A 22,038-nucleotide genomic window follows, 5' to 3' on the forward strand; every position below is an offset into this window, starting at 1 on the left:
CGCTCGTGCCATACGACGTGGCCAGGGTATCGCCGTCGGCCAGCGTGGTGTTCTTGGTGGTGAAATCACCGGTGACCGAACTGTAATTCAGGACGTTGAAGAACTGGCCCGTGGTGGGCGTGAAGCCATTGATGGTCTGCACGTCGAGCGTTCCGGCCAAGGTGGCCGTGCCGCTGACTGGGGCCGTGCCGTTGACATTGAGCTGATCGTACTGCGTGTTGGCGGTGATGCCGCCGATATCGAGCTTGAGCGTGCCGGAGGCCGTTTGCGTGTAATTGCCTGTGATGTTGACCTGGCCGGGCGTGCCGTCGCCACCTGGCGTGAACACGCCGCTGTTGGTCACATCGCCGACAATCGTGCCGCTGCCGGAGAGCGTGCCGCCGTTGATCTGAATGGAATTGGGCGCCAGCGGGGGGTCCAGCGTGCCGCCGGCCAGCGTCGTCGAGCCGCCGCTCTGCGTGTAGGTGAATCCCGGCGGGCCGGCCAGCGTGCTCGAAGCGCCGATGGTCACCGCGCCGGCGTTGGTGAGTGTGCCGGCGCTGGTGGTGAGGTTGTAGCCGTTTTGGATCGTGAGATTGCCGGCGGCGGCGTTCGTGGTCAGGTCGGCCAGGGCGCTGGTGCCCATGGTGTCGCTGTAGACGTTCGAGTTGGCCCCGTCGAGCAGAAGGGTGGCGGCGTTGGTGGCGATGGCGTCGCCCGTGAGCTGCAACGTGCCTCCGCCGACGGCTTGCCACGTGCCGCCGGTGAGCGTGCCGGCGGCAAAGTTGGTCAGCGTGGTGGGGTTGACGCTGAGCGTTCCGCCATTCGCTTCGACCGTGCCGTTGTTGGTGAAGGTCGGGGGGAAGACGCTGAGCGTGCCGCCGGAGACATTGGCTTCGATCGTGCCATCATTCACGAACGTGCCATTGCCATAAATACGCCCGCTCTGGCCACCGATCGTCACGCCGCTGCCGAGCGTGATGGTATCGGAGCCGCCGGTGAACAGGCTGTTGCTGAAATCACCGAACACGATGGCGCCCGTGCCCGAAATGGTTTCAACCTGGTTGCTGGGAAACGAGATCTGACTGGACGTGCTGGTATTGTTCGGATTGCCGAGGTTGAGCGTGACGTTGTTGAGCGTCAGCCCGCCGCTGACGCTGACCGTGTTGTTGTACGTCGACATGTCGATCGGGCTGTCGAGCGTGATGCCGACGAGGGCGCTGTCGAAGGTGGCGCGAAGTGTGGCGCCATTGCTGGCCGTGAAGGTTCCGCCGGAGAGCGTGCCGGTGCCCGCGTTGCCATTGGTTGGATCGCCCAGGTTCCAGACGTCCGTCGAGGCGGAAAGTGTCAGATTGCCGCCGAGCGTGCCGACGATGTTCACCGTGCTGCCGGGATAGGAGAAGACGCCCGAGCCTGCGGTGAGGGCGGCCTGTGTGAACGTGCCGCCGAGGTCGACGGTCGAGTTCGTCACCGTGATGCTGCCGGAGTTTTGCCAGGCATAGTTGAAATACGGGTAGCCATCGTTGATGCTGAGCGTGCCGCCGCCCGTTTGGCTCAGCGTGCCGAAGCCGCTGAACGTGCCAGTCGCCGCGCCGCCGCTTACGGCCAGGTTACCGCCCGACTCCTCGACGGTGCCGGTGTTTGCGCCGCTGGCGCCGAACTGCACATTGAGGTTGCCTCCGTTGGTCCCTTCGACGGTGGCGGTGTTGGTGAAGGCGCTCGTGCCGCCGCCGGCGGTGATGGAGATCGTTCCACCCGAGACATTGCTGTCGATCACGCCCTTGTTGGTGAACGATGGCCCGCTGATGGAAATGTTGCCGCCCCGTCCCTGCATCGTGATGCCCGACGCGACGACGACGCTGCTTTGGCTGTAGGCTTGAATATAATCGCTGAAGTAGCCGAATTGGATGGTGCCGGTCCCTAGCAGGTTCTGCGTGCCGGTGCCCTCGAATGCCAGCGTGCCGGAGGTCGTGTTCGGGTAAGTGCTCTCGTTGCCGAGGTCGAGCGTGGTGTTGTTGGCGAGCGTCAGGTCGCCGTAGACCGCCACGTGGTTGTTGTACGTCGACATGTCGATGGGGCTGTCGAGCGTGACGCCGGTCAGGGCGCTGGAGAAGGTGGCGGCCAGCGTGGCGCCGCCGCTGGCGGAGAACGTTCCGCCGGAAAGCGTGCCCGTGCCGGCATTTCCGTTGAGCGGATCGCCCAGATTCCAACTTCCGGTGGTGGCGTCGAGCGAGAGTCCGCCGGTGAGCGTGCCGATGAGATTGACCGTGCTGCCGGTGCGAGTGAATGTGCTCGAGCCGGCGGTCAGGCCGGCTTGCGTGAACGTGCCGCCGAGGTCGACCGTCGCGTTGGTGACGGTGATATTGCCGTTGCTCTCCCAAGAATTGTTATTGCCCTGGTTGATGGAGAGCGTGCCGCCGCCGCTGAGGCTGAGGTTCCCGAAGCCGTCGTAAACGCCGACCGAGCTGCCGCCGGTGACGGCGAGGTTTCCGCCGCCGGTGACTTGCATCGTGCCGCCGGCGTTGCCGCCCGCGCCGAAGGCGACGTCGAGCGAACCGCCATTGGTTCCCTCGACGGTGCCGGCGTTGGAAAAGAGGCTCGATCCGCCGACGGAAACCTTGATCGTTCCGCCCGAGACGTTGCTGTCGATGGTGCCGTAGTTGGTCAACGTCGGCCCGCCGACGGAGATTCCACCGCCCCGGCCTTGGAGCGTGATGTTGGCGCCCAAAACGAGGCTGCTATTGCTGAGAATGTAGTTGGAGAAGTAGCCGAACTGGACCGTGCCGGTGCCACCCAGGGTTTGCTGCCCCGATCCCTGGAACGCCAAATTACCGGAGGTTGTGCCACTGCTCTGATTCCCCAGGTCGAGAGTGACGTTGTTGAGCGTCAGATCCCCCAGCACGGCCACCTCGTTGGTGTAGGTCGCCATGTCGATGGGGCTATTGAGCGTCACGCCGTTGAGCGTGCTGCTAGAGCCGGCGGTGAGCGTGGCGCCGCCGCTGGCGGTGAAGGCGCCGCCCTTCAAAGTGCCGGTGTAGTTGCCGTTGTTCGGGACGCCGAGGATCCAGTTTCCGGTGTTGGCGTCGAGCGCCAGGCCGCCGTTGAGAATGCCGGTGAGGTCGACGGTGCTCGTCGTGTCGCGGATGAAGGCGGGGGCGGCGGGCTGCGTGGCGGGGCTGACGTAGGTCGTGCCCAGGCTCGCCTGGCTCGCCAAATTGCCGCCAATATAAACCGTCGAGCCGCTCACGCTGATCGTGCCGCTGTTCGTCCAACTATCGGTCGTGCTGGTTTCGAGCGTGAGCGTGCCGCCGCCGGTCATCGAGATGGTGCCGCTGTTCGTCCAATTGCTGTTCGACGCTCCTGAAACCGTGAGGTTGCCGCCGCCGCTGGCGGCAAGGGTGCCTGAGTTCTGGGTCAGCTCGGAGGCCGTGACGCTATTACCGTTGCTGGCCGCAATGATTCCTTCATTTGTCCCCCCCGAGCCGAAGGAAACACTGAATGGCCGCCCGCTGGCGTTCGCCGTCGAGGCGAGAAGGGCGCCCTGGTTGTCGAGCGCCCCATTTCCGTCAATCTGCCCGGTCGCGGCGGTGATCGTGATATTGCCGGCGATCGTGAGGCCGCTGTAAGAGTAGAAGAGGGTATCGCCGGTGTCGTTGTTGTTGCCGCTGGTGGCGGGAAATACGATCGACCCGCTGCTGCCCGGGTCGGCTTGAATGACGTTCGTCCCGCTGAGTTCCAGCTCGCCGCGATTTGCCGAATCGCCGACTTGGATCGTACCGTCGTCGATCACGGCGCCCGCGCCGGTGGTCGAGACTTGCAAAACGCTGCTGTTGTCAATGACCAGCGTCGCGCCCGTGCCAATCGAAAGGCCGGCGATGGTGCTCGTGCTGAGGGCCACTCCGCCTGCGCCGGAGTACGTAACGGTCACATTGCCGCTGATGGAAACGTCGTCGGCCGTGCCGGGCACGAGGCCCGTGCTCCAGTTGCTCGCGACATTCCAGCTTCCTGCGGCGCCACCGATCCAGTTATCGCTGGAGAGCATGGCCAGCGGCTCGAGGCGCTCGAAGGGCCAGCTCGCCGACTGGCGATACATATCGCGGGCGCGAAGCGGCTTGGGGAGACCCTCGCCTAACCTCTCCCAGAGGGAGAGGGAACGTTGCTTTGGCCCGCGGCCGCGAGAGAACCACGATCCACCGCGGCGGCCCCGCCGCATCCGTACCGACCGCTCGTTCGTAGCGGTCCAAAAACACAACCGACGCAACCACGCGCGAAAGGAGAACATGGCGGCACTTTCCAGCGTTGCAAAACTTCATGCGTTCCGTTGCCAAAGCCGATACGTGACTTCGGCCATGCCCGATTCACCTACAATGGATGAGTCTATCTAGCCCCGATGCCAATGCAAGCAAAACCGAAGAATTTCTCCGAGAGCTTCCGGGAATACGTTCTAGCGCGTAGGCGGGGCGGACTTCTGAATCGCTGAACGGGACCGCAAAAGCGAGTGGCGAACTTGCGGCTGGCACCCTTCAACAGCGTGGCGGCCAAGCGATGCCTCGGTGCGTCCAACCGGGGCATCGCCTGGCCGCCGCGATGAACGAAGTGCCATCGTGCCCGTGGCCAAGCTCTGCCCCAGCCACCGCCCATGTTCGCGTCGCTAGGCCCGCGCCGCCACGTCGCTGGGCGGGCGCTGGCTGCCGCCGTCGCCGTGCGGGACTTCGCTCAGCGGCCCATTCGTCGATTTCCAGCCCTTGCCGGCCAACTCCGGCTCGTAGTCGGGCAAGCCGGCCAAGGCGGCAATCTCGCGCAGGAAACGCAGAGTGAGCGCGCGATGCACCTCGCGATCGCCCTCGCGGCCGTAATACTCCGAGATGTCGATCGGCCGCCCCACCTTCAAACGGGTCTTGGCCGTCATCAGAAAAAAGCCGAAGTCGGTGCCGTCCCAGGGCGACCCCTCGATATAACACGGCACCACCGGCACGCGCGCCCTCAGCGCCACCATGGCCGCGCCCGCCCTGCCCGGCAACATGAACCGCCGGCGGTCGTTCAGCCGCCCCTCCGGAAACATGCCCACCAGCTCGCCCTGCCGGGCATAACGCATGGCCAGCTTGGTGGCCGCCGTGTCGACGCCGCTCCGGCCGGTGGGGACCACTTGCAGCGTCTTCAGGGCCCAGCCGAGCAACGGCAACCGGCAGTATTCGCGGGCCACCATCCAATGCACCTGACGATCGCAGGCCAGGGCGATGAAGGCCGGATCGACCGGGCAGATATGGTTGCAAACGATAATCGCCCCCTGACCGCGCGGCAGAGCGATCTTTCCCTCGACCCGTGCCCGCCAACGCACCCTGGTCATCACCAGGCTGAATAAGTATATAGGGAACTGGGCGCGCGTGACCCCCATGCGGCGGCGGGCCGAGTCCAGCCAAACAACCAAGGCCGCCGCGCCCAGCAGCAACAGGAACAGGGCCAGCCGTCGCGTCGCGAGATCGGAAAACATGGGTCAACTATAGTCGGCAGACGGGAGTCGGGCGAGAGCGATGCGAATGGGTGTGGTGAGCGACACGCACGGCCAGGTGAGGTATACCCTCGATGCCGTGCGGATGCTGGAAAGCCTGAACGTCGATCTGGTGATCCACTGCGGCGACATCGGTTCGCCCGACATCGTGCCTCTCTTCGCGGCCTGGCCCACGCACTTCGTGTTCGGCAACGTCGACGGCGATCGTCACGCTCTGGAAGCGGCCATTCGCTCGGCCGGCAAACAGTGTCACGGCCGTTTTGGCTCGTTGGAGTTGGAGGGTCGGAGAATCGCTTTTTTGCACGGAGACGACACGGCACTCTTGCGGCAGACCACGGCCGGCGGCGAGTGGGACTTGGTCTGTCACGGTCATACGCACATTGCCCGGCGAGAACAACAACGGCGCACGTGGGTGCTGAACCCCGGCGCTCTCTATCGTGCCACGCCGCACTCGTTGGCGTATGTGGAACTGCCCTCGCTGGAAGCGACGATCGTGGCGGTGTAGGCGTCAGGCGTCAGGCGTCAGGCAAACGTCAATTCAAGTATTTCTGAACCCTGAACCCTGAACCCTGAACCCTTTGATGGTGGGCCGGCGCTCGCAAGCTCGCTGGTCCCACCCTACGACTTTACGTCGGAAGCCGGAAGATGCGGTCGACGTTGCCGCGCAGCACCTGGCGGCCGAGCTGCAATGCCCGCCCTTCGCTCCAATCGCGGTCGATGACGAACCGCTCGGCCAGAATCTTCGCCAACACGCGCTTGTACATGGCGAACTTCGGCAGCGCGAATTCCAGCTTGTACATGTCGCTGTAATAGCCGATTTGCTTGGTGGCCGGCACGGCCTCCAGCCGCGCGGCCGCGTCGTGCTCGATGAAGGCCGGCGTGTTCGAATACCACCAGTGCCCGTGGGTCACCACGTTGGGAAAGATCCAACTGAAGCTGGTCAGCTCTTGGTTCGTCACGCTGGCCAGCACCGAAATGGGAAACGTGACCCGCGGAAATGCGTTGAACAACTCGCGATACTGAATCAGCGACACGCGGCTGTCGTACAGATCCTGGCCCTGATACACGCCCGCCGCATAGACCGCCCGATGGACGCCGATCATCAGGTCGAAGGGCAACCGCGTCTGGGCACAGAATTCCGCCAGCGTCCAGAAGACGAAGTTGGCCAATGTCCGCCGATGGGTAGGATCGGCGGCGGGTCCCTGCGAGAGCACCGCCGCCAGCGCGCTTTCGGCCTGCTGGGTTTCGACCTTGGCCGGGGTGAAGTCGGGCGGCAGCGAGATGGCACAGGCCCGCGCTCCGTGGGCCTGGAAGTGCTCGAACAATTGCCCGATCGCTTGCCGCAGCGTGCCGGCGCTGCGCACCGATTGGCCGCTGGCCCGCTGCAGCCGCTCTTGCACCTCGCGCTTGGCGAAGTGGAATACCAGGTCGTCGGTCCGCAGGCAGGGCACGTAGAGCGTGGTGTCGAAGCCGGTCAGCGGGTCGTCGAAGTCGTTCGTCAGAAACACGGCCTCCAGGCGGCTGCGGTAAAGCACCTGCTCGGCCCAGTCGGGCTGCGACATGCGGGCTTCGGCGGCGTCGTAGACCGATTCCCAGTTGTCGGACGTGAGCCGTTCGGCATGCACCTGAAACAGCTTCTGCACCATCTCCATGAGCCAACTGTATTGGATGGTGTTCTCCAGCGGCGCCAGCGCTTCGACCAGCCGCCGCACCTTTTCCTTCGGTTCGATGCCGGGTTGTTCGATCGCCTCTTTCGGCAAGCCGGCCGAATGGGCCAGCTCGGTGTAATAATGGTAGCCCAGCACGTCGGCCAGCGTCTGTGCGGCCGGGGCGTGCGGGTTAATGTGCGTGTGCGGATCGACGAGCGCCAACGCATCGAGCTCGTTGAACAATCGCTGACGAAGGGCGTGGGACATGGGCGGGAGGGTTCAGGGTTCAGGGTTCGGGGTTCAGGTCAGTCCCCGTTTACTGTCTACCGTCTACTGTCTACCGTCTACCCTCCCGTCGTCTACCTCCCCTCGCCGTCTACCCGCTTCGCCGTGGGACGCCGCGACCAGATACAGCCGACGACGTGCGAATCGACGGCGGAGAGGAAGAGCGTGATAAAATAGGTCGGCGAATCGGCGCCGACGAAGTTGATGGCGTCGCCGGTGGCCGCAAACGTGTCGACCGTCTCCGCCAGGCCGTGGTAGTCGTCCAATCGGCCGCGTTGCCGCAGGATGCTGCGGCGCCGGGCATAGACCTCGAAAAAATGGATGGCCGGCAGGCTGGCGCGGCGGTCGACGTGGAACGACCAATCGTTGTCCGCCGCCAGCAGCCGGCGGGCTTCGCTGGCCACCGGCCGCAAGGCATGGCCGCGAGGCACTTGTGCCAACAAGGTCAACAGTTCGTCTTTTTCGGTATTCGCCATCATCGCTTTCCCCTCGATTCCGCGACCGGCCCTCTGCCCGGCGGGTCGCACCTGCTATTATCGCCTGGAAGGCCACGCGGGGCAATTTCAGTCCGTGTTTGACCCCCCTTTTTTCCATGTCCGTACACGAAGCCCTTCACGCCTTCCTGCGGCGGCACGAAATCGAGTACCGCACGGTCCAGCACGGACCGACGCTCACGTCGGCCGATTCGGCCAAGGCGCGTGGCGAAGAGTTGAAGGTGGGCGGCAAAGCGCTGGTGGTGAAAACAGGTGGCGATTTCCGGCTGTTCGTGCTCAGTGCCGCCTGCGCACTCGATTCGGCGGCGCTCAAGCGGCATTTCGGCGTGAAGAAGACCCGCTTTGCCGATGCTGCCGAACTCGACCGCCTGACGGGACTTGTGCCCGGCTCCGTGCCGCCGTTTGGCCGACCGATTCTGCCTCTCGACCTGTTTGTCGATCCGTCCGTCCTGGCCAACGAGCAGATCGCCTTCAACTCCGGACTGCTGACCGAATCGATCATCATGTCGGTGAGCGATTATGTGCGGGTGGCACAGCCTACCGTGCTGGCGTTTGGCAGGACGGCAGGCGAGTAGGCAAAACAATCAGCGAAGATCATCGCGATCTAAAACACTTGCCAATTCGCAATTCGCAATTCGCAATTCCTCCTGAACCCTGAACGCTGAATCCCGGCTAGTCTTCCCCATGAAACCGATCATACACCGCCCGCAGCCCGACCGGCTCGATCCGCACTTCGGTCAGCGGCAACGTGGCCAACCATCCCAACAGCGGCGACAGCTCGCCGGGCGTCTCGATGGTCACGTCGCCGTTACCGGTAGAAACGCGCAGTCCGCCGGCCAAGGCGTCGGGCACCGGCGGCAGCGCCGCCGTGAGCCGCGCGTGAATGCGATGCTGCCGCCGTAGCTCGGCCAGCGCCTGGATGTGAACCAGCCGCCCAGCCCGCATGATGCCGACGCGGTCGCACGACTGTTCCACCTCGTCGAGCACGTGCGACGAGAAGATCACCGAACGCCCGGCCTGCCGCGCCTCGCGGACCAGCGCCAACACCACTCCCCGCACGTTCGGATCGAGATTCGACGTCGGCTCGTCGAGGATCACCAGCGGCGCGTCGATGGCCATGACCGCCGCCAAAGCGAGCTTCTGTCGCATGCCCGTCGACATCTTCGACACGGGCCGCGCGGTTTCCAGGCCGAGCCGCCGGGCAAGCTCGCGCTCGCGGCGCAAGTCGGCCCCGCGACGCAGCCGGCTGAAAAACCGCAGGACGTCGTCGCCCCGCAGGTTGCCGAACAACCGCACGTCGCCGGGCAAATAGGCCACGCGGCGATGCACTTCCACGCTCTGACCGTGGCAATCGAGTCCGTCGATTCGAGCGCTGCCCGAAGTCGGACGCAAAAAACCCATCAACAGCCGCAACAGCGTGGTTTTGCCCGAACCGTTCGGTCCCAGCAGGCCAAACACTTCTCCCCGCGCGATCCGCAAATCGCAGCCGTCCAGCGCGGTGACGCCGGGATAACGCTTGCTCAACAGGCGGGTTTCGACGAGGTCACTCATCGAGCGGCTCCCTTGGAGGAATCGCGTCGGGCGGCCAACCCACATTCAACGGCACCGCCGCTTGATAGAGCCGGTAGTAGCCGAAATCGCCGATCAACCGAAACGTGCCGACCTGCTCCGGCGTGAGGCGACAGTCGGCGGCCAGCCGGCGCCAGGGCGGAGGTTCGGGCAGAATGGCAAACAGCTTCACGCCGTCCTTGGTGGGAACCCCGTGCAAGTAGTTCTCAAAAAGCGGGAACTGGGAGCGGGCGAAATAATAAAAGAGATTCAGATGGTCCGCTTCCGTATAGCAGACACGGTAGGCCGAGCGCACCACGCCGATGTCGCTCAAGTATTGCACCACCGCAGACGGTCGATAATTGGCGGCGTAGTAGCAATAGTATCCATTATTGTCATCGGCGCCGACCTGTGTGCGGTGGGCTTCAAGCCGTTGCGGATAGGTCCAAAGCTGAGGCCAGAGGACCAGCGATACCGCAAGCAGGGCCACGGCAGTCGCGGCTTCCGCCGATCGACGACCGGCCCAACGCCGGTGGACGGCCTCGCTCAGCTCCGTCAGCAACCAGCCTTCGGCCAGGGCCATCAAGGGCAACAGCGGACAATAATTCCTCTCGAACGGACTGATTCGCAACAGCCCCGTGATGAGAAACGCGCCGACGGCGACGGCGAGGGCCAAGGCGGGCACCGCCCCGTGCCGCGGAAGACCGTCTCGCCGTGGCAGCAGCCAGGCAACCAGCCCGGCCAAGAACAGCGGCGCAAGCCAAACCAGGTCGTGCGTGGCCGGTCGAAGGAAGTTTCCTGCGATCACCGGCAGGTACGACCAAGACGAGGGCGACGACGACTCGGCGGTCTTCCGCACCTGACTGAGAATCGGCAGGTAGCAGGCCAGCGCCAAGAGACCGGCCAACAGCCAGCTCACTGCCTCGCCGGCAAGTTCGCGCCCGCCTGCCCCGCGCATGCGGGCGGCAACGACGGCCACGGTCGCCAAGGGGGCAAAGAAGAGCGCGTTCGTGGGCAGCACATAGAGCAGGCTTCCGCCGACCAAGGCCACCGCGGCCCACCTCCGCCAGCCGGTCACTGCACCGTTGGCCAGGGCCAGCGAGGCCAGCCAAGCGGCGAGAAACATCGAAAGACTGTAGCCTCTCACCTGGATCGTAAAGATGAGAAACATCTGGTTCAGGCCGAGCAGCGCCGTCGAGAGCACGGCGCAGGTGATGCCGCGTAACCGCTTGGCCAGGAGAAAAACCGTCGCCAACGTGCCGATCGTGGAAATGAGCGAAGGCAGGCGGAGCACGAAATTGCTCTCCGACACGCAAAAAAATGGCCACAGCAGCAGCGAGTAGAGCACGTGGTTGTTGGGCAGTGAATAGTCGGTCACGATGAAGGCGGGCCCGCGGCGGACGAAATAGTCGACCGTGTAGATTTCGTCGTGCCACAGATCAAGGTTCAGCCGGCTGGCGCAATGGATCAAAGGCACGGCGGCCGCTAGGACGAACCAATGCCAGGTTTGCAAGCCGGGGGGTGCGGGCGTAGGGCGATCGAATCGGGGCATGTCGACTATGTTAAATGATCGCGGTCAGAAATGAGACATTTGGCCGACAACTGATGGTGGCTGGGGCAGAGGCTGGCCAGGTTGCGGCTGGGAGTGTCCCAAAGCGCCGCGGCCAGCCGATGCCCCGGTAGCGCCGCCCACCGGGGCATCGCTGGCCGGCAGCGCCTGTTCATGATTCCCAAGTCGCACTCGGCCAGCTTTTGCCCCAGCCACCGAAGATGTTTCATTGCCGCCCGCGTTCAGTATATCGCGGTCGGCCCCGAATATCGTCGCTACTACTCGCTTCGCGGCCAAGAAAAGGCAATAATACCGTAGTGCTGCATCAATCGACGACGGACAAAGCACGAGCGGCACGGGCATCCCGCCCCGCGCCTACCTGCCCCACGAAGTCCCCCCCGAGCTCGCCGCGACTTCCGGTTGCAACTATGATCTCGAAGATGGCGGAAACCACCAGACCAACCGCGCCCGACCTGCTCGACGATGTCGTGCCCGTGGCTCCCCAGACGCCGGTCGAACACGCTCGCCCCGCGGCGCAATGGCGACCGGAGGACGGGCCCGTGCGGCAAGGCCGCGCATCCGAAGGCTCATCGGCCAACTACGCCGGCAAACTGCTGCGGCTGGCGGCGTTCGCCGCCATGGTCGCGGGCATCTATTACGCCTGGCCCTGGATTGTGCCTTGGATCTCGTTGGTGGGCCGCAAGCCGGTCGCCAAGCCGCCGCAACGCGTCGTGCCGGTCGTCACCGCCGCCGCCCGCCAAGGAGACATGCCGCTCTATCTCAACGGCCTCGGCACCGTCACGGCGTTCAATACGGTCACCGTCCGCAGCCGCGTGGAAGGCCAGTTGGTCAAGGTGCTGTTTACCGAAGGCCAGTTCGTCAACAAAGACGACGTGTTGGCCGAGATCGACCCGCGGCCCTATCAGGTGCAGCTTGCCCAGGCCGAAGGGCAGCTTGCCCGCGATCAAGCGACGCTCAAGGTCAACAAGCTCAGCCTGGCCCGCTATAACGACTTGCTGCCCACGCGGGCCATCACGCCGCAGCAGATCGACGAACAGGTGGCCCTGGTCGAGCAGATGGAAGGCGCCATTCGCACCGACCGGGCCGCCATCGACAATGCCAAGCTGCAACTCGCGTATTGCCACATTAACGCTCCCATCACCGGACGCATCGGTCTGCGTTTGGTCGATCCGGGCAACATGGTCCGCGCCAACGAGATGGGAGGCATCGCCGTCATCACGCAGCTTCAGCCGATCGCGCTGGTGTTTACCATTCCGCAAGACAGCATTTCTCTGGTGCAGCGGAAGGCGAACAGCGGCGAGACGCTCGTGGTCGAAGCCTACGACCGCGATTTCAAGAATGAGCTGGCGACGGGCAAGTTGCTGGCGATCGACAATCAAGTCGATTCGACCACCGGCACCGTGCGGCTCAAGGCCATCTTCGAGAACGAAGACAATCTGCTCTTTCCGAACCAGTTCGTGAACGCCCGCTTGCTGATCGACAACCGTCGGGACGCGGTGATCGTGGCTTCCGCGGCGGTGCAGCGGGGTCCTGATTTCGACTTCGTCTACCTGGTGAAGAAGGGCAAGAAGGACGAGGACACGGTCGATCTGCGTCAGGTGCAAGTCGGGCCGACGGAAGGCGAACAGACGGTGATCGAGAGCGGCCTCGTGCCCGGCGACCGCGTCGTGACCGACGGCGTCGAAAAGCTGCAGCGCGGCGCCAAGATCAGCGAGCGGGGCAAAAAGGTAGCCGGTAGACAGTAGACGGCAGAGGGGGAGGCTGGAGAAAGAACCAATGTCGCACCGCAAGCCGATCAGGCATCAGGCGTCAAGCAATTGCCAATTTGCAATTTGCAATTTGCAATTCGCAATCTTCGCTCCCCGTCTGCCGTCTACCGTCTACCGTCTACTTTTCTCCGGCCGTCTACCCACCTCCGGTCGATCCCCATGAGTCCCTCCCGGCCTTTCATCCTCCGCCCGGTGGCCACCGTGCTGTTGATGGTCGCCATCGTGCTGGTCGGGGCGGTGGCCTATAAGCAGTTGCCGGTGTCGGCCTTGCCGCAGGTCGATTACCCGACCATCCAGGTCGTGACGTTCTATCCCGGCGCCAGCCCCGAGGTGATGACTTCGTCGGTCACGGCGCCCTTGGAGCGGCAGTTTGGCCAGGTGCCCGGCTTGACGCAAATGACGTCGAGCAGCTCGGAAGGTTGCTCGGTCGTGACGCTGCGGTTCACGCTCGAGCTTGATATCGACGTCGCGGAGCAGCAGGTGCAAGCGGCCATCAACGCCGCCAGCACCTTTCTGCCCCGCGACCTGCCCAACCCGCCGATCTATACCAAGACGAACCCGGCCGACGCCCCCATCCTCACTCTGGCACTCTCTTCGGAAACCTTGCCGCTGGCCAAAGTCGAAGACCTGGCAGACACTCGGCTGGCACAGAAAATCTCGCAGCTTTCGGGCGTCGGCATGGTGAGCATCAGCGGCGGCCAGAAACCGGCCATCCGCATTCAGGCCAACCCCACCGCGCTCTCGTCGCTGGGCATGGGCATGGAAGACCTGCGGCTGGCGCTCATCCAGGCCAGCGTCAATCAGGCCAAGGGCAGCTTCGATGGCCGCCGGCAGGCATTCACCATCGGGGCCAACGACCAGGTGCTCACCAGCAGCCAATATCGCAAGCTCATCATTGCCTATCGCAACGCGGCGCCCGTGCAGTTGGCCGACGTGGCCGATGTGATCGACGGCGCCGAGAACGTGCGGCAAGCGGCCTGGATGAACGACACGCCCGCCGTGATTCTCAACATCCAACGCCAGCCGGGGGCGAACATCATCGAGGTGGTCGACCGCATCCACGAGCTACTCCCGCAGTTGACCGCCTCGCTCCCGTCCTCGATCAAAGTGAAGGTGCTCACCGACCGCACGGTGACGATTCGGGCCAGCGTCGAAGACGTGCAGTTCGAGCTGATGCTGACCATCGGCCTGGTGGTGCTGGTCATTTTTCTCTTCCTCCGCAATCTGCCGGCCACGATCATCCCCAGCGTCGCGGTGCCGCTGTCGCTGATCGGCACGTTCGGCGTGATGTACCTGCTCGACTACAGCTTGAACAACCTCACGCTGATGGCCCTCACCATCTCGACCGGCTTCGTGGTCGACGACGCCATCGTGATGATCGAGAACATCTCGCGCTACGTCGAAGAAGGCGAGGCGCCGCTGGCCGCCGCGTTGAAAGGTTCCGAAGAAATCGGCTTCACCATCGTCTCGCTCAGCGTCTCGTTGATCGCCGTGCTGATCCCGCTGTTGTTCATGGGAGACATCGTCGGGCGGCTGTTTCGCGAGTTCGCCGTAACGCTGAGCGTCACCATTTTGCTCTCCGCGGTCGTCTCGCTCACGCTCACGCCGATGATGTGCGCCAAGATGCTGCGGCACCGGCCGGTCGCGCAGCACGGCTGGTTTTATCGGCTATCAGAATACGGCTTCGAGACCGTTATCCGTTGGTACGGCAAGACGCTGAATGTCGTGCTCCGGCATCAGCCCACGACGCTGCTGGTGGCCGTGGCCACGCTGGTCGGCACCGTTTATCTCTACGTCGTCGTGCCGAAGGGCTTTTTCCCGGTGCAAGATACGGGCGTAATCCTGGCCATCTCCGAGGCCCCGCAGAGCGCCTCGTTCGAAGCGATGCGAGAGCGGCAGCAGGAGCTGAACCGGGCCATCCTGGAAGACCCGGCCGTCGAAAGCCTGTCGAGTTTCATCGGCATCGACGGCACGAACACCACGCTCAACAGCGGCCGCATCCAGATCAATCTCAAGCCGCTGGAAGAACGCCACGCCACCGCCAGTGAAATCATCCGCCGTTTGCAGCCGCGGCTGGCGAAAGTGTCGGGCATCACGCTCTTCATGCAGCCCGTGCAGGATTTGACGGTCGAAACCCGCGTCAGCCGCACGCAGTATCAATACAGCCTGGAAGATCCCGATGCCAAGGAATTGAGCGAATGGGCGCCGCGGTTCGTCGACAAACTGCAAGCGCTGGGCGAGCTGCGCGACGTGGCCAGCGACCAGCAGACCGAGGGCCTGCAGGCCAAGGTGGTGATCGACCGCGACACGGCCTCGCGGCTGGGCATCACGCCGCAGATGATCGACGACGCCCTCTACGACGCATTCGGGCAGCGGCAGATATCGATCATGTTCACGCAGCTTAACCAGTATCGCGTGGTGCTGGAGGTGAAGCCCGACTTCAAGAACAGCCCGCGCGACCTGGAAGAGATTTACCTGCGGTCGGCCCACGGCACGAAGACGCCGCTGGGAGCATTGAGCCGCATGCAATACGCCAACGCTCCGCTGGCGGTGAACCACCAGGGGCAGTTTCCGGTGGTGACGGTCTCGTTCAACCTGGCGCCGGGCGTGTCGCTGGGCGAGGCGGTCGAGGCCATCAAACAGGCCAAGGAAGAAATCGGCATGCCGCGGAGCATCGTGGCCGGCTTTCAAGGCACGGCCGAAGCGTTTCAGGCGTCGCTCAAAAACGAGCCGCTCTTGATCCTGGCGGCCTTGATTACGGTCTACATCGTGCTGGGCGTGCTCTACGAAAGTTACATCCATCCGATCACGATTCTTTCGACATTGCCGTCGGCGGGCGTCGGGGCGTTGGTGGCGTTACTCTTGTGCCGCACCGACCTGAGCGTGATCGCCCTGATCGGCATCATTCTTTTGATCGGCATCGTGAAGAAAAACGCGATCATGATGATCGACTTCGCTTTGGAGGCGGAACGCACGCAAGGCATGACGCCGCGCGAAGCGATTTATGAGGCGTGCCTGTTGCGGTTTCGCCCGATCATGATGACCACCATGGCCGCGCTCTTGGGCGGCGTGCCTTTGGCGCTGGGCACGGGGGTCGGCAGCGAACTGCGGCGTCCGCTGGGCATTACGATCATCGGCGGCCTGATCTTCAGCCAGATCCTGACGCTCTATACGACGCCGGTGATCTACCTGGCTTTCGACCGTCTTGGCCGCAGGTTTCGCCGGACTCGCTGAACGATGGAGCTCGTCCCTGCGAACAACCCGTTCAGCACGCGGCGCACGCGGCCGGGGGCGATCGCGTTTCGCTTCGAAGATGGCGAGGAAGCCGGCACGGTCGTTGAGCGGCTGAGGTCGAACGAGTGGTGGGGCCAGATCGTGGGTCCTCACGGCAGCGGCAAATCGACGTTGCTTGCCACGCTGCTGCCGGCGCTCGAAGCAGCCGGCCGTCGCGTGCAACTCATCGCGCTGCACGAAGGCGAGCGCCGTTTGCCTCTGGTCAAAGACGCTTGGCGGGGACTCTCCGCGTCAACGCAAATCATCGTCGATGGCTACGAACAGCTTGGTCCGTTTGCCCGTTGGTCGCTGACCCGCCGCTGCCGCAGGTGCGGCTGTGGCCTGCTGGTGACGACGCATCGCGATCTTGGCCTGCCGACGATCTGGACGATGAATCCGCGTCTCGAATTAGCCAAGGATCTGGTCCGCGATCTTCTTCCGCCGGGCGACGAGACGATCGCGGATCGCGACATCGAATCGGCCTGGCACGCTCGCCACGGCAATCTGCGCGAGGCGTTGTTCGACCTCTACGACTTATTCGAGCAGCGCCAGCCAGAAGGGCGGGAGGCGTAAGCCGCGCCGGTGTTTTCTCATTGCAACGGCCCCAATCATGACCTAGTGTTGCCTAGGTCGGGGCTGCCGGTGCGGCCAGGTAGCAGAACTCGTGAGAGTTCTGGCTTGGTTCGCGATGGTGACTGACTTCTCATGCTCATCCGCTACCTCGACAGAACCGGCACAACCGGCATAATCGCGAGTCTTTACCAAATTACCAAGAAACATCGAAAATCATTGACAAATCCGCGGGGCCGCGGTCTGATGAGAAAAAGCGACCGAGTTTCCTCAAGTTTCGGGTGTCTCATGAATTCGAAAACGTTCCGCATCCTCTTGACCGGCGCCGTGGCGGCGGCCGCCCTTCTGGCCGTTCCGGCGGAAAGCCACGCCATTTTCGAATGGCTGACCGGCTGCTGTGGCGGCAAGAAGACGCCGACCTATGGCGCCGCGCCCGTGTACGCCGCGGCGGCGCCGGCCGATCCGTGCTGCGCCCCGCCGCAGGTGCAAACGGTGAACTACGTGCCGCAGACCTGCTACCGCACCCAATACGTCAGCGTGCCGGTGACGACCTACCGGCCCGCGACCGGCCGCGACCCGTGTACCGGCTGCCCCGTGACCTGCATGCGGCCCATGACCACCATCGTGCAGCAAGCGCGGCTGGTGCCCTACACCACCTACCGCATGGTGCTTTCCAGTCCCTGCGGCGGAGCAACGGCTCCCGCGACGGCCGCCAGTTATGCACCAGCGTACAACGTCGGCTCCGGCTATGCTCCGCCCGCCGCTGCGTGCTGTGGCGGCAGTTCGGCCGCGCCCATGACGTATGCACCCGCGGCCGCCTCGCCCTACTACGGCAGCGCCTCGCCGAGCGGTGCGATTGATTCCAGCACCATCATCCGCTCCAGCAACGGCGCCGCCTCCACCGCGCCGTCCGGCGATTCCGGCAACCCCACCTTCAAGCAGCCGGCCTCGGGGCTGAACTCGCAGAAACCGATTCCATCCCCGGAGAAGGATCCGGCCGACAACGGGTCTGATTCAGACGCGGACTCCGGCAAGGGCGCCGTGCTTTCGCCGCGGCTGTTTCAGCCGAACGATCGCACGACCTCGTACCCGATTCTTCGCGTCAACAGGTACCGGCCGATTTCCTACCGCGAACCCTTACTGCAAGCTCCGGCCGGGCCGCAACGTCCGCTCGGCGCCGACGGCTGGCGTCCCACGACGCGGTAGCACGCTTGGAAACACCCCGTACTAGGTTTGTCGAAGCCTGGTGACCCACAGCGCCCGCTTTGTCGCGTCCAACGCGGCGAAGCGGGTTTTTTTCGCGCGCTGAAGCTTCGTGATGCCTCTGTAGGGAACGGACTCCGTGCCGTTCCGCGCGCACCGAACGATCGTCAATCGGCATTCGGCGGAACGGCACGGAGTCCGTTCCCTACAGAGTGTTCTGCGCGACCGTCGGCAGCGAGCGGTGAAAGTGAACGTGACGCCATTGGCCGTCGCGCCGCTGCCAAACGCGGGTCTCTTCGGTGGCGATCGTCACCGGCCCGCCCGCGGCCGCCTTTTGCACCAGCCGCACATAGCTCACCACCGCGGCCTCCGTTCCCAGCCAGCGCACGTGCGGCGAAGCCATCGTCACGCGCCGTGCCTCGGTGCCCGGCCCAAGATCGAAGTAGAACCGATGGAACGGCATCCCTTCGATCAACTGACCGCGTCCTTCGGGCTCGAAAGCGGTGAGCGACGGGTCGCACAATTCTTCGTAAGTCTGCCAGTCGGCCCCCAGAATGCTCTCCAGCAGCCGCTGATTGAGCGCCAGAATCTCGTCGTTTTGTTGATCCATCGCATCCCTTGCCGATCGCATTGCCCGCTTTTTGACGTTCGAGCTTGTCCCACCCTACGTCTGTTCTAAAATAGCGGGCATGGGACAACAATACATTTATCAGATTTCCGGGCTGACCAAGAAATATGGGCAGCGCGAAGTGCTCAAAGAGGTCTGGCTGGCGTTCTATCCGGGGGCCAAAATCGGCGTGCTGGGCCGCAACGGTTCGGGCAAGAGCACGCTGCTGCGAATCATGGCCGGCGCCGACAAGGATTTCGACGGCGAGGCCCGCCTGGCCGACGGCTTCTCCGTCGGTTACGTGCCACAGGAGCCGAGGCTCACGCCCGACAAAGACGTGCGAGGCAACCTCGAAGAAGCCGTGGCCGGCACGCGGGCCTTGCTGAAGCGGTTCGACGAGATCAATGCCCGCTTCGCCGAGCCGCTCGACGACGCTCAGATGGAAAAACTGCTGGCCGAACAGGCCAAGGTGCAAGACCAGATCGACGCCGTCAACGCCTGGGAACTCGACCGGCAGATGGAAATCGCCATGGACGCCATGCAGTTGCCGCCCGCCGACGCCGACGTCGGCAAGCTGTCGGGCGGAGAGCGCCGCCGCGTGGCGTTGTGCAAGATGCTGTTGGAAAAGCCCGACCTGCTGTTGCTCGACGAACCGACCAACCATCTCGACGCCGAGAGCGTCGCCTGGCTGGAGCGGCACCTGCACGAGTATTCGGGCACCGTCGTGGCGGTGACGCACGACCGCTATTTTCTCGACAATGTGGCCGGTTGGATCTTGGAAATCGACCGCGGCCGCGGCATTCCCTGGGAGGGCAATTATTCGTCCTGGCTGGAGCAGAAGAAGGAGCGCCTGGTCCGCGAAGAAAAGGCCGCCAGTGCCCGGCAAAAGACGCTCGAGCGCGAGCTGGAATGGATTCGCATGGCGCCGCGGGCCCGGCAGGCGAAAAACAAGGCCCGCATCAAAGCCTACGAAACGATGTCGGCCGAGCGGTTCGAAGACCGGCAAGAAGAGTTCGAAATCCAGATTCCGCCCGGCAAGCACCTGGGCGACCTGGTGATCGAGGCCAGCCATCTAGGCAAGGGCTACGGCGACCGCCTGCTGATCGACGATTTGACGTTCCGCCTGCCGCCGGGCGGCATCGTGGGCATCATCGGCCCCAACGGCGCGGGCAAGACGACGCTGTTTCGCATGCTGGTGGGGCAGGAGCGGCCCGATGCCGGCGAGCTGCGCGTCGGCCCGACCGTCGAACTGGGCTACGTCGACCAGAACCGCGATGCGCTCGACGCCGAGAAGACCGTTTTTGAGGAGATTTCGGGCGGATACGACAATCTCGATATGGGCGGGCGGCGCATCCCGTCGCGGGCCTACGTGGCGCGGTTCAACTTTCAGGGGAGCGATCAGCAGAAACGGGTCGGCACGCTGTCGGGCGGCGAGCGGAACCGCGTTCACCTGGCGAAGCTGCTGCGCCGAGGCTCGAACGTCATGCTGTTGGACGAGCCGACGAACGATCTCGACGTCGATACGCTGCGGGCCTTGGAAGAAGCCATCGTCAACTTCGCCGGCTGCGTGGTGGTGATCTCGCACGATCGCTGGTTCTTGGACCGCCTGGCCACGCATATTCTGGCGTTCGAAGGCGACGGCTACGTCCACTGGTGTGAAGGGAACTTTCAGACCTACGAGGAGCAGCGTCGCGAGCGACTGGGCCTCGCCGCGGACGAGCCGCACCGTTTCCGATACAAGAAGCTGCAGCATTAGGGCGGTCCTGCCATGATTCCCACACTCTTTTCCGTCAGTTACGCCGGCTATTGGGGGCAGCATCGGCTGTCGTTGGCCGATTTCTTCCGCAAGGCGGCGGCGCTCGGCTACGAGGCCGTGGAAGTGAGCGGCAAGCGGCCGCACCTTTCGCCGCTCGACCACAACGACGAAACGCTGGCCGAGCTGCGCTCCGCGGCGGAAGCGGCCGGCGTCGAGATCATCACGGTGGCCGGCTACACCGACTTCACCGGGGGACGCGCGACGCCCGAAGTCCCCTTCGTCGAATTGCAATTGGCTTACGTCGATCGGCTATCGCGGATGGCGCGGTCGCTGGGCGCGAAGATCGTGCGGGTGTTCAGTGGCTACTCGCCGGAGGCGGCAAACTACCAGTCCGACTGGGACAAGTGCGTGAAAGCTCTTTCGGAAGCGGCCTCGCTGGCGCAGGCGCAGGGCATCACCTTGGGCTTGCAGAACCATCACGACGTCGGGCTGTCGGTGGATGGCTTCGAGATGCTGCTCGACGACGTGGGCCATCCGAATCTGAAGGCCATGTTCGACCCCTGGTCGGTGGCCTTGGTGGGCGAAGACCTCTACCAAGCGGCGCGGCGGATGGCGCCGCGAATATGCCAAACGACGCTGGCCGATTACGTGCGCATCGACCGCTATGCCTACGAGCCGTCGTTGGTGAATTACCGGCGGCTCGACCCGCCGACGGTGCGCGCGGTGCCGCTGGGCGAGGGATTCGTCGATCTCGACGCCTTTTTCGCCGGCCTCAAAGAAGGCGGCTTTGATGGCTGCGTCGCCTACGAGATGTGTTCGCCGTTGCGCGGAGGCGGCAGCGAGGCGAATCTCGATGCGGCCGCCGCGCGGAGCCTGGCCAAAATCCGGCAACTCATCGCACCTCCAATTGAGATGTCTGGCCGAAGGGATCGTCGCTCGTGACGCCGCCCGGCAACGCCTGGACCGCGGCCATGAACTCCGGCCACGCGTTGGCGGCTGAGTTGCCCGTAAGCCGCTGATATAGTTCGGCCAAGGTTCTGGAATCACCGAGCGATACCATCGCCTGGGCGGTCGCACCGAGCGTCTGGCCGAGACTCATCAGCCAAGACAAAAACGCTATTCCGCAACCGATGCTGTCGGGATCTTGGTCGGTCGCTTCCGTCTGGTCGACGTAGTCCGGCATCCCGTCCTGCGCCCAAGTGGGGGCCGTCGCGAAGTCGGGCAAGGCATTATTCCCGATCACCGCGGCGCACCAACGCGACAGGGCCTCGCCCGTGCTCACGCCGCACAGGTTCCCGCCCATCGAGCATTCGCTCAACTCCGCCTCGAGCAGTGCCCCGACACGGGCAGAGTTGCCGAAAGAGGCGCAGACCTCGATGGCCGCCCCGGTCACATAGTCGCAGCCGCCGTGGTCGGCCCCGCCGGTGGCCCTGGCTCCTCCTGCCGCAAGCGGCTGCTGACCACGACACCGTGGTCACGGCATCCTTTCGCCATTTCGATCTGCAAGACGCTGACTTTGCCGATGAGGTGGCCTGGCCGCGTCGCGCGGAGATCACGAGCCCGACGTGCCGCTGGTCTCGTCATCATAGCGGCCAAGCGGGGCGCTGGCAAAAGAATTCTTTGTCGATTCCGGACGCCAGCCCGTCTTGCGGCCGTAGGAAGTTTTCTCGCCAACCCCCCATTCGCTCCAGCATCGCCAACCCAACTCGCCGCAGAACGTTGGCGGCGGCACGAGTGAATAAACTCCTGCGTCGGAAAAAAGGACAAAAAAATTCGGCGGCCCGCGCAGTATCTACTCTAGTGAGCCTGATCTTTGTCCGCAGTCG

17 protein-coding genes are annotated in these 22,038 nt (G+C 64.1%); 8 read left to right on the plus strand and 9 right to left on the minus strand.

Annotated features, from left to right (window positions below):
* Both VNH11_08345 and VNH11_08350 read right to left on the minus strand, forming a co-directional pair.
* The coding region (locus VNH11_08345) for a hypothetical protein (protein ID HVA46368.1) at positions 1 to 4,072 on the minus strand (4,072 nt) is incomplete at its 3' end.
* Positions 4,073 to 4,630: 558 nt separating this feature from the next.
* Positions 4,631 to 5,470: a lysophospholipid acyltransferase family protein gene (locus VNH11_08350; GenBank protein ID HVA46369.1), complete on the minus strand. Its 840-nt coding sequence runs from the start codon at positions 5,468 to 5,470 to the stop codon at positions 4,631 to 4,633.
* Between the two features lie 40 nt (positions 5,471 to 5,510).
* Between VNH11_08350 and VNH11_08355 the strand changes: the two genes are divergently transcribed.
* Positions 5,511 to 5,993: a YfcE family phosphodiesterase gene (locus VNH11_08355; protein HVA46370.1), complete on the plus strand. Its 483-nt coding sequence runs from the start codon at positions 5,511 to 5,513 to the stop codon at positions 5,991 to 5,993.
* 121 nt (positions 5,994 to 6,114) lie between these two features.
* Here VNH11_08355 and VNH11_08360 read toward each other — a convergent pair whose 3' ends face one another.
* Together VNH11_08360 and VNH11_08365 are read right to left on the minus strand one after the other, a co-directional pair.
* Positions 6,115 to 7,404 carry a glucuronate isomerase gene (locus VNH11_08360; protein HVA46371.1) on the minus strand — a complete coding sequence of 430 codons (1,290 nt, stop codon included), beginning with the start codon at positions 7,402 to 7,404 and terminating at the stop codon, positions 6,115 to 6,117.
* Positions 7,405 to 7,496: 92 nt separating this feature from the next.
* The gene (locus VNH11_08365) at positions 7,497 to 7,901 is read right to left on the minus strand and encodes a hypothetical protein (protein HVA46372.1); all 405 of its coding nucleotides are present in this window, start codon (positions 7,899 to 7,901) and stop codon (positions 7,497 to 7,499) included.
* A 113-nt stretch (positions 7,902 to 8,014) separates the two neighbouring features.
* Here VNH11_08365 and VNH11_08370 point away from each other — a divergent pair, with 113 nt between their 5' ends.
* The gene (locus VNH11_08370; GenBank protein HVA46373.1) at positions 8,015 to 8,491 is read left to right on the plus strand and encodes a YbaK/EbsC family protein; all 477 of its coding nucleotides are present in this window, start codon (positions 8,015 to 8,017) and stop codon (positions 8,489 to 8,491) included.
* Positions 8,492 to 8,588: 97 nt separating this feature from the next.
* Here the strand turns inward: VNH11_08370 and VNH11_08375 are convergent, their stop codons facing one another.
* The 3 genes from VNH11_08375 to VNH11_08385 are packed head-to-tail and all read right to left on the minus strand — an operon-like array spanning position 8,589 to position 11,243.
* Complete coding sequence (locus tag VNH11_08375) at positions 8,589 to 9,467, minus strand: ABC transporter ATP-binding protein (GenBank protein HVA46374.1); 879 nt, start codon at positions 9,465 to 9,467, stop codon at positions 8,589 to 8,591.
* Positions 9,460 to 11,016 carry a hypothetical protein gene (locus VNH11_08380; protein HVA46375.1) on the minus strand — a complete coding sequence of 519 codons (1,557 nt, stop codon included), beginning with the start codon at positions 11,014 to 11,016 and terminating at the stop codon, positions 9,460 to 9,462. The genes VNH11_08375 and VNH11_08380 overlap by 8 nt, the downstream gene beginning before the upstream one ends.
* Positions 11,017 to 11,021: 5 nt before the next feature.
* A complete protein-coding gene (locus VNH11_08385; GenBank protein ID HVA46376.1) occupies positions 11,022 to 11,243 on the minus strand; it encodes a hypothetical protein in 222 nt (73 codons plus the stop codon).
* A gap of 210 nt (positions 11,244 to 11,453) precedes the next feature.
* Between VNH11_08385 and VNH11_08390 the strand changes: the two genes are divergently transcribed.
* The 4 genes from VNH11_08390 (at position 11,454) to VNH11_08405 (ending at position 17,852) form a co-directional block, all read left to right on the plus strand.
* Positions 11,454 to 12,779, plus strand: coding sequence for an MdtA/MuxA family multidrug efflux RND transporter periplasmic adaptor subunit (locus VNH11_08390; GenBank protein HVA46377.1), 1,326 nt, complete (start codon positions 11,454 to 11,456; stop codon positions 12,777 to 12,779).
* 183 nt (positions 12,780 to 12,962) lie between these two features.
* The gene (locus tag VNH11_08395) at positions 12,963 to 16,037 is read left to right on the plus strand and encodes an MdtB/MuxB family multidrug efflux RND transporter permease subunit (GenBank protein ID HVA46378.1); all 3,075 of its coding nucleotides are present in this window, start codon (positions 12,963 to 12,965) and stop codon (positions 16,035 to 16,037) included.
* A 3-nt stretch (positions 16,038 to 16,040) separates the two neighbouring features.
* Complete coding sequence (locus VNH11_08400; protein HVA46379.1) at positions 16,041 to 16,649, plus strand: hypothetical protein; 609 nt, start codon at positions 16,041 to 16,043, stop codon at positions 16,647 to 16,649.
* A 285-nt stretch (positions 16,650 to 16,934) separates the two neighbouring features.
* Positions 16,935 to 17,852, plus strand: a complete 918-nt coding sequence (locus VNH11_08405) for a hypothetical protein (protein ID HVA46380.1) — start codon at positions 16,935 to 16,937, stop codon at positions 17,850 to 17,852.
* Between the two features lie 202 nt (positions 17,853 to 18,054).
* On the opposite strand, the gene VNH11_08410 is transcribed toward VNH11_08405, so the two are convergent.
* Positions 18,055 to 18,459 carry a DUF4440 domain-containing protein gene (locus tag VNH11_08410; GenBank protein HVA46381.1) on the minus strand — a complete coding sequence of 135 codons (405 nt, stop codon included), beginning with the start codon at positions 18,457 to 18,459 and terminating at the stop codon, positions 18,055 to 18,057.
* 79 nt (positions 18,460 to 18,538) lie between these two features.
* Between VNH11_08410 and ettA the strand changes: the two genes are divergently transcribed.
* Both ettA and VNH11_08420 read left to right on the plus strand, forming a co-directional pair.
* On the plus strand, positions 18,539 to 20,212 hold the full coding sequence (gene ettA, locus VNH11_08415; protein ID HVA46382.1) for an energy-dependent translational throttle protein EttA: 1,674 nt from the start codon (positions 18,539 to 18,541) through the stop codon (positions 20,210 to 20,212).
* A gap of 12 nt (positions 20,213 to 20,224) precedes the next feature.
* On the plus strand, positions 20,225 to 21,154 hold the full coding sequence (locus VNH11_08420) for a sugar phosphate isomerase/epimerase family protein (protein ID HVA46383.1): 930 nt from the start codon (positions 20,225 to 20,227) through the stop codon (positions 21,152 to 21,154).
* On the opposite strand, the gene VNH11_08425 is transcribed toward VNH11_08420, so the two are convergent.
* Positions 21,105 to 21,605 carry a hypothetical protein gene (locus VNH11_08425; GenBank protein HVA46384.1) on the minus strand — a complete coding sequence of 167 codons (501 nt, stop codon included), beginning with the start codon at positions 21,603 to 21,605 and terminating at the stop codon, positions 21,105 to 21,107. The two genes, VNH11_08420 and VNH11_08425, sit on opposite strands and share 50 nt — an antisense overlap.
* Between the last annotated feature and the right edge of the window lie 433 nt (positions 21,606 to 22,038).

Source organism: Pirellulales bacterium (genome assembly GCA_035533075.1).
Taxonomy (GTDB): domain Bacteria; phylum Planctomycetota; class Planctomycetia; order Pirellulales; family JAICIG01; genus DASSFG01.